Genomic DNA, 7553 nt, shown 5'->3' on the forward strand with positions numbered 1-7553 from the left:
ATGCCACGAAGAGGCGACGTCGTTGGGTCGCCGCGGTCATCTTCTCTCTCTAGAGTTACTCAATGCCGTGGCGGGACCTGCAATCGATCGAGCCGCCACGGCTCGGCCTTTGCGGCGCTTCGCGCCGATCTCGCGGCAGACATGTTGGCCACCGCTCGGCAGGCTGGGTCGTACTTTTTCATCACCCTGCTTACTCTTCGCTCTCGAGAATCAGGTCGTCGAACAGGGTCACGGAATCGGCCTTCGTCCAGATCCCCACACCGCCCGCGTTCTCGAACGTGGAGTCCTCGACCTCGAAGAGCCGCGCGTCATTGAACGAGATGGTGAAGAGAGGACCTTCGAATCGCACGGTGAGGGTATTCCACACTCCACCAGGCACCTCGTGATCGACTCCGTAGGTTCCCGCGCGCGTTCCCCGAGGTGCCAGCGACGAGCGCTTGCCGTTCTCGACCTTATAAAGAACCACGTTGTCCTCGAGCGCGTTCGCTCGAACGATATAGTAGTTGTTCTCGTCGGCGTAGCGCCAGACCAGGCCCGCGGCCTGATCCACGCGACCCGTGATCGCCTTGAACCGAACGGACAGGGTCCCGTTGGTTGCGCTCACGCCCGCGGCGATCATGACCGGAAACCGATAGCTCGTGTCGTCGGTCGACGTCTGCTTGACGGCGTTCGGGGCCGACGGCGCATCGGCCGTCGCCTCGACGACCCACGTTCCCTGGGCCCCCTGGCCCGTCCGCGCGGTCGTGAAGGCTGCGGGAGCTTCACCCGCGGCGTATTCGTCGAAACTGAAGCGATGGGTCTCGGTATACGCGGCTCCAGTGCCGAGAAGCCACACTAACCCGAGGTAAACTTTCATGACGCACCTCCTCTCTTGTCCTTAGTGCCGTGGCGGGACCCGCGATCGTCCGGCCGCCACGGCTCGGCCTTTGCGGCGCTGCGCGCCGATCTCGCGGCAGACGTTTTGGCCGCCGCTCGGCAGGCTGGGCAGCACTTTTTCATCAGCCTGCTCGCGAACTCTACTCGAGCGGAGTTAGAAGACGGTAAGACCCGCAGGCGGGACCGCCAAGCTCACTCTTACTCTTCTTTTACCCGCGCCTGCTAGGCTTTCGATTATCGTGAGGATCATGAAACGAGGCATTCTTCTCGCATTTCTCCCGCTTTTGATCTCGGGAACGGCTCGCGCCGAGAGCGAGGACTGCAAGATCATTTGCACTCCGGCGCTCAAGCTCGAGCCGACCTTCACGATCTCCAATCTATTCGCGGGAGCCGCCATCGCGGATTCGAATGCAGGCCACACCGACTCCGTGGTGCGGGAGGAGAGGGAAGCGGCGTTCGAGATCATCCTCTCGCTGGGCATCCCTACGGAGATTCCCCGGGTGGGCGTCACTCTGGAAACGATCTGGAAGCCGTTCGCGAGCACCGACGCGAACCCCTTCACCGGCAAGACCGCCGAGGAGCTCGGAGCGGAAAGCATCCGGGACAACCCCGTCGAGCTCGAGATCGAGCTCAATCTGTCGATTCTCGAGCCGGAGCACACGGGCGGATGGGTCGAGATGCATTTCGACGTCGTCGATCAGCTGAGCCCGGCGGCGCGGCCGAATGACGAAGGCGTCTACACGCACAAGCTCGACTTCGAGCTCGATACCGCGTTTCTCGTCTTTCATCGACTTCCCGCGGCCGGCTGGCTCCGGAACGTGGAGGTCGAGCTGTCGCTCGATTATCTTGCGACCGGCATTCCCCAGGCGGGTGACGTTTTCCCGGACGGTACTCGGTACCTCAAGGATGCGAGCCCCTGGTCTCTTTCCATCGTTTTCGTGCTCCCGATCGCGCCGCTCTTTCCTTGAGGCCTTGAGGCCTTGAGGCCTTGAGGCGCGAGCGTCCGTTATCGATGCGCTCCATCATCCCGCCAGGTGAGGATTTCGCCCTTACCGTGGGCCATGGAGCCGGGGAAGACGCGCAGGCGCCAGGGATCGAGTCGGATCGCCGCAAACGTGTCGGCGGTCGGCCTGTCCCATCCCGGGATGTTCGCCGGGTCGTAGCCCAAAGGCGCGGGCCGGCTGGAGAATAGATCCCACACCATCCGTCGCGTCTCGTCGTCGTGATGAAGCGTCGCACGGCACTCCGCGGTGCAATTGTCCTGGGACGGGTCCCAGTAGTTCAGCGAGATGTAGGGGGTCCTTTCGAGATGCGTCCGCTTCAAAGGCGTGTTCATCGTTCCCACCCATCCTACGAGAGCTCCGCTCTCCCAAAGCCAGCACGGGTGCAGAGTGCGGGAGCGAGGACGACCCCTCGAGTCCACCGTGGCGGCGCTGCACCAGACGATGCGGTGAGCCATTTCGACGAAGGCCGGAGCGACTCTGGCGAGAGCATTCATGGAGCCACGTTAGCATTCTCGTCAACGCCGCCCATCCGGAGATCACGTGGGATCGGTGTCGAGGCCGGGATGTTCTGGTCAGGACCAGGCATTGCGTATAATCCAAAAATATGATATTATGATTATTCAGATGAAGGGAAAAGGCGATCGTGCCCGGGAAACACCACCCGAGTACGGGTCGTCGCGAAGGCTCTCGGCGACGGAAGCGTCGCGTAACTTTTCGGAAATCATGAACCGAGTCAAATACCGAGGCGAGACTTTCGTCATCGAGCGCGGGGGTGAGCCCATTTGTGAGGTTCGGCCCGCCACGCCGTCGAGGTTTACGGGAGCGGATCTCGCGGCGCTCCTGCGGTCGCTCCCGCGGGTGGACGACGACTATCTCGACACGTTGGAGGAGTTGACCCGATCGCAGGATCGGGTGCCCGAGTCGCCCTGGAAGCGCTGATTCGTGGGCGCGCTCATCGACTCGAGCATCCTTGTCGCGGCCGAGCGCGGCAGGCTCGATCTCGAATCGGCTCTCGCGAAGCACCAAGACTCCCAATTCGCGATCTCCGCAATCACCGCGTCGGAGCTCCTCCACGGCGTACACCGCGCCCGTGGAGAGGCGCGCCGCGGCCGGCGACAAGCGTTTGTCGAGGGCCTTCTGAGCTCCATCCCCGTCATTTCGTTCGATCTCGTGGCGGCGAGAGCGCACGCACGGATATGGGCCAAGTTGGCCGCTCGAGGTGTGACGGTTGGAGCTCACGACCTTCTCATCGCCGCCACGGCCGTATCACGGGGTATGGATGTCGTCACCCACGACACCAGAAGCTTCCCGAAGGTTCCGGGCCTGAAGCTCGTTCGCTGGTGAGCTCAGGAAAACTCGGCCGCTCTATTGATCGAGACCCCTCTCCCTCACGAGCTCGATGAGCTCGGCGACGCCGGGCCGCTGCGCGCCCCGGGGGAAGGCCGCCCACCAGTGACGGACGAGGCCTTCGCGCGTCACGGGAATGGCGCGGAGCGTGCCCTCGCGAAGGTGCGGCGCCACGGCCCATCGAGACAGCACCGTCACTCCCAGTCCCGCCTTGACGGTTTCGACCAGCGCCTCGGTGAGGAGGAGTGTCGAGACTCTCGCGGGCTCGACCCCGGCCGGCGCGAGGAAGCCGAGGACGACGGTGCTGTCCTTGGGATCGGTCTGCAGCACGACGTGCTGATCGCGGAAGTCTTCCGCAATCACGAACGGTCGTGAGGCGAGTGGGTGATCGGGCGCAACGAGCGCCACCATCTCGTCGCTGAAGAGCGGGACGTACTCGATCTCGGGATGCTCCACGAGCCGGCACACGAGGGCGACGTCGACCTCTCGGGCCCGGAGCGCTTCCCGCGGACGGCGAGTCGCCTCGGGAACGAGCTCGAGCTGGAGTCGGGGGAGCCGTCGACGGAGCTCGGCGAGCCCTTTCGGAAGCCAGTGATAGCAGGTGTAGCACTCGGTCGTGATGCGAAGACGGCTCTTCTCGTCGCCCGAGAGAGCACGAGCTTCCTGCTCGGCGTCGGCGATCGCCCCGAGAATCTCCCGCGCTCTTGCTGCGAGCCGGTCTGCCGTGGCCGTTGTCTTGATGCCCCGGCCGTTCGCCACCACGACCGTCACTCCGAGGCGACGCTCGATTTCCCGGAGAGCGTGGCTTACGGCGGGCTGCGTCAGGTGGAGAGAGGACGCCGCTCGCGTGACCGTGCCCAAACGTTGCACTGCCTCAATAACTTGCAGGTGGCGGATCTCGAGACTTGTCATAAGAAATATTTATATCACAGCAACAAATCTTTCAATGGACGAATGATTCTGGGACGCCTAGGTTTCGGGGAGGGAGGAAGGAATGATCTACCGCGAGCTCTTCCGAGGGTTGACCCGGCAGCGAGGCTCGAGCGTTCTCGTCGTGTTGCTGGTGGCGATCGGAGTTTCTCTCAGCACCTCGATCTTCGCCGTCGTCGATTCGGTGCTCCTGAACCCGCTTCCCTACACTCAGTCCGATCGGCTCGTGACTCCGTGGTGTGTCGCGCGAAGCTTCGGCGTCGACAAGTATCCCTTCTCGTGGGACAACTACCGCGATTACCGCGATCGCGTGGAGGCGTTCGAGGGCGTCGCGGCGATGAGGATCGCGACCATGACTCTCGAGGGCGAAGACCACCCCGCGTCCGTCAACGGGGCGCGGGTCACCGCCAACCTGTTCGAGGTCCTCGACGTCGAGCCGGTCCTGGGCAGGCTCTTCGAGGACGACATCGAACGGGCGCCGGAAGTGGGAGTCGCTCTCATCAGCCACGCCCTGTGGCAGCGGGCCTTCGGAGGAGAGAGCGACGTCATCGGGAGAGGCATCCGGCTCGACGGACGGCCCCATACCGTCGTCGGCGTCCTGCCCGCATACTTCCGGTTTCCGAGGAGCGACAGCGAGGTCTTCGTCCCGCTCGCGATCGAAGGCCCTCCAGAGAGCGATCGGGCGTTTCACTTCCTTCGCCTCGTCGCGCGACTCGAAGAACGCCGCTCGATCGAGGAGGCGCAGGAGCAGATCGAGACGGTGGCGGCGCAGCTGGCCGAAGCCTATCCCGACGGGAACCGGAATCTCAGCGCCCGGGTCATTCCGTTGAAGGACGAGCTCGTGGGGACGTCGAAGCGCTCGCTCGAAACCCTGTTCTCGGCGGTACAGCTCCTGTTCGTCATCGCCTGGACCAACGTGGCCATATTGCTCCTCGTCCAGGGAATGGCGCGTCGGGGCGAGCTCGAGCTCCGCGCTGCGCTCGGCGCCACCCGTGTCCGCCTCTTTGCCCTTCTCCTCTCTCGAGCCGGCCTCCTCGCCGCGCTCGGCTGCGGGCTCGGTCTTCTCGCGGGCTCCTTTGGCCTGCTCGGCCTCCGCGGGATCGACCCCGTGCTCCTTCCACGCGCGTACGAGATCGAGCTCACCTTTGAGCTCGTGCTCTGGGCCGTTTGCATCACGCTTCTGGCAGCTCTCGCATTCGGGACCCTTCCCGCCTGGGCCGCGCTCACGACCACGCGGACGATCGACCTCAAGAGGAAGAAACTGAGCGGGCGTCTCGTGGCGGTCCAGGTCGCGCTCGCCATCCCTCTCCTCGTCGCCTCCACCATGCAGCTTCGGAGCGTACGCGCGCTCGCCGCTGTCGAGACCGGATTCGACGTCGACGACATCCTCGTCGCCGGCGTCGCTCTACCGGTGAACCAGTTCGATCTCCCCGGACAGAAGCGCTACATCGACCGCGCCGTCGCCGTCCTCGGCGAGATACCCGGCGTCGTCTCGGTCGCGGCGATGAGCCATCCTCCGCTCACGCAGAGACAAGCCGCCATCGTGACCTACCGTCCCGATCAGGCCGGCCAGTCGGGGCTTCCGAACGCGCACTACCGCGTCATCTCCGAAGGGCTCCTGCGCACCCTGGGAATTCCGATCTTCTCGGGACGCGAGTTCGAGCCGAGGGACGAAGGCGGCAGTCGCCCGATCGTCATCCTCGACGCGAAGCTTGCGAAGACTCTCTTCGAGGATCGAGATCCGGTGGGGCAGAAGGTGCGACTTGGGACCGCCAAGACTCTGTGGGAGGTCGTCGGTGTCGCCGGAGAAGCCCAGCTCGTGTCCCTGGACAAGGAGCCCGACTACACCGTCTACGTGCCGATCCTCCAGAACCTCTTTCCCGCGGCGCTGAACATGCCGGAGTTCGTCCTGCGCACCGAAGGACGCCCCGAGACGCTCGCGTCCTCGGTAAGAGCGGCGCTCCAGGAAGTCGATCCCAATCAGGCCGTTCTCGACGTGCGGCCGATGGAGAGCCAGCTCGACGACTGGCTCTCCGAGCGCCGCGCCGTGTCGGCGCTCCTGTGGGGAATCGCGGCCGCCGCTCTCGTCCTCGCCGGCGCGTGCATCTACGCGACCCTCGCCTTCGCCGTGCGGTATCGCCTCCGGGAGATGGCGATCCGCGCAGCACTCGGGGCGGGCTCGGCGCGCCTGGCGCGAGCGGTCGTGAGCGACGGCTTGCGCCCGGGTCTCGTTGGAATCGTCGCCGGTCTCGCCTTCGCCGGTCTCGGGGGACGCTTCCTCATGGGCGTGCTCTACGGTGTTTCCGTGCTCGACGTCCCGAGCCTCGTCGCGGCCGCTGGACTCATGTTTCTCGCCATGGTGGCCGCCTGCATCGCTCCGGCTCGGCGGGCCGTCCACGAGAGCCCGACGCGGTTACTGAGAGAAGACGTGCGCTAGCTGCGCTACGCCTCGAAGTCATAGAACCGGGGGAACCGCCAACCGGACCCTGGACGCGGGCCGTCGACCGATATTTGGCGTTTTGTCGTTTCCTCGAGTTTGTGTACTATGTGTACATATTGTACGACTCGCCCATCGAGGGAACCATGGAAGACGTATCCACTCGCGAGGCGCGGAAGAACCTGGCCGATCTCGTCAACCGCGTGGCCTATGGAAACGAGCGCTTCATCGTCACCCGCCATGGAAAGGGCGTAGCGGCGCTCGTGCCCCTTTCCGATGTGAGTCTGCTCGAACGGCTCCGCCGTCTCCTCTCTCGCAGGGAGGTGAAGACCGCGCTCGAGAAGGCACGGACAGTCTCCTGGGCCGAGCTCAAGAAAGACCTCGAGCTCTAACAGGCTGATGAACGATTAGATGCCCTTCCCGATCGAGCTCACCAGAAAGGCCGCAGCGGCGCTTCGGAAACTGCCCCGGGCGGAGCAGGAGGTCGTCGCCCGGCGCATCGATCGACTCCAGTCCGAAGGTCTTCCGGTGGGGTCGACGACCCTGAGCACAGGTCGGATCCGCCTCGTCTGCGCCGCGAAGCCCGACCGTGAGGTTCTCATCGTGAAGATTCAGCCCGATGTGGGGCGATCACGCCGAGGAAACTTGCTCGCCGATCTGCGGCAGGACCTCTCGTACTCGTTTCGCACCCTTAGGCGTAATCCCGTCGTCTCTCTCGCGACGGTGCTGATCCTGGGTCTCGGCATCGGGGCGAACAGTGCGCTCTTCAGCGTCGTCGACAATATTTTCCTGAAGGCGCTCCCGTTTCGCGACGCCGAGCGGGTCGTGCGCATCCGGAATTACTCGCGCGGTCCCTCCGGGGAAGAGCGTCGTTTCAACGTCTCACCTCGGTACTTCTACGCCATCCGTGAGGACGGCGAAGCATTCGAGGAAGTCGCGGCGAGCCTCGTGCAAAGCAT

At 64.4% G+C, this 7553-nt stretch carries 9 protein-coding genes; 6 read left to right on the forward strand and 3 right to left on the reverse strand.

What is annotated here, in order from left to right; genetic code table 11:
* Positions 1-190 precede the first annotated feature (190 nt).
* The gene (locus VEK15_16245) at positions 191-856 is read right to left on the reverse strand and encodes a hypothetical protein (GenBank protein ID HXV62252.1); all 666 of its coding nucleotides are present in this window, start codon (positions 854-856) and stop codon (positions 191-193) included.
* Between the two features lie 268 nt (positions 857-1124).
* Here VEK15_16245 and VEK15_16250 point away from each other — a divergent pair, with 268 nt between their 5' ends.
* Positions 1125-1844, forward strand: a complete 720-nt coding sequence (locus VEK15_16250; protein ID HXV62253.1) for a hypothetical protein — start codon at positions 1125-1127, stop codon at positions 1842-1844.
* 38 nt (positions 1845-1882) lie between these two features.
* Here the strand turns inward: VEK15_16250 and VEK15_16255 are convergent, their stop codons facing one another.
* A complete protein-coding gene (locus tag VEK15_16255; protein HXV62254.1) occupies positions 1883-2374 on the reverse strand; it encodes a pyridoxamine 5'-phosphate oxidase family protein in 492 nt (163 codons plus the stop codon).
* 130 nt (positions 2375-2504) lie between these two features.
* Between VEK15_16255 and VEK15_16260 the strand changes: the two genes are divergently transcribed.
* Both VEK15_16260 and VEK15_16265 read left to right on the forward strand, forming a co-directional pair.
* A complete protein-coding gene (locus VEK15_16260; protein ID HXV62255.1) occupies positions 2505-2819 on the forward strand; it encodes a prevent-host-death protein in 315 nt (104 codons plus the stop codon).
* Between the two features lie 3 nt (positions 2820-2822).
* Positions 2823-3224, forward strand: a complete 402-nt coding sequence (locus VEK15_16265; GenBank protein ID HXV62256.1) for a PIN domain-containing protein — start codon at positions 2823-2825, stop codon at positions 3222-3224.
* A 21-nt stretch (positions 3225-3245) separates the two neighbouring features.
* Here VEK15_16265 and VEK15_16270 read toward each other — a convergent pair whose 3' ends face one another.
* The gene (locus VEK15_16270; GenBank protein ID HXV62257.1) at positions 3246-4139 is read right to left on the reverse strand and encodes a LysR substrate-binding domain-containing protein; all 894 of its coding nucleotides are present in this window, start codon (positions 4137-4139) and stop codon (positions 3246-3248) included.
* A gap of 82 nt (positions 4140-4221) precedes the next feature.
* On the opposite strand from VEK15_16270, the gene VEK15_16275 reads away from it, so the two are divergent.
* From VEK15_16275 to VEK15_16285, 3 genes are all read left to right on the forward strand, one after another.
* Entirely contained in the window at positions 4222-6594 is a 2373-nt protein-coding gene (locus VEK15_16275) for an ADOP family duplicated permease (protein HXV62258.1), read from the forward strand.
* A 146-nt stretch (positions 6595-6740) separates the two neighbouring features.
* On the forward strand, positions 6741-6986 hold the full coding sequence (locus tag VEK15_16280; protein HXV62259.1) for a type II toxin-antitoxin system Phd/YefM family antitoxin: 246 nt from the start codon (positions 6741-6743) through the stop codon (positions 6984-6986).
* Positions 6987-7005: 19 nt separating this feature from the next.
* The coding region (locus VEK15_16285) for a hypothetical protein (protein HXV62260.1) at positions 7006-7553 on the forward strand (548 nt) is incomplete at its 3' end.

This window comes from Vicinamibacteria bacterium (assembly GCA_035620555.1).
Lineage (GTDB): Bacteria > Acidobacteriota > Vicinamibacteria > Marinacidobacterales > SMYC01 > DASPGQ01.

Excerpts from the sequence above, each read along its gene's own strand:
- VEK15_16245 (HXV62252.1), bottom strand. The coding sequence starts at position 856 with ATGAAAGTTTACCTCGGGTTAGTGTGGCTTCTCGGCACTGGAGCCGCG.
- VEK15_16250 (HXV62253.1), top strand. The coding sequence starts at position 1,125 with ATGAAACGAGGCATTCTTCTCGCATTTCTCCCGCTTTTGATCTCGGGA.
- VEK15_16255 (HXV62254.1), bottom strand. The coding sequence starts at position 2,374 with ATGAATGCTCTCGCCAGAGTCGCTCCGGCCTTCGTCGAAATGGCTCAC.
- VEK15_16260 (HXV62255.1), top strand. The coding sequence starts at position 2,505 with ATGAAGGGAAAAGGCGATCGTGCCCGGGAAACACCACCCGAGTACGGG.
- VEK15_16270 (HXV62257.1), bottom strand. The coding sequence starts at position 4,139 with ATGACAAGTCTCGAGATCCGCCACCTGCAAGTTATTGAGGCAGTGCAA.
- VEK15_16275 (HXV62258.1), top strand. The coding sequence starts at position 4,222 with ATGATCTACCGCGAGCTCTTCCGAGGGTTGACCCGGCAGCGAGGCTCG.
- VEK15_16280 (HXV62259.1), top strand. The coding sequence starts at position 6,741 with ATGGAAGACGTATCCACTCGCGAGGCGCGGAAGAACCTGGCCGATCTC.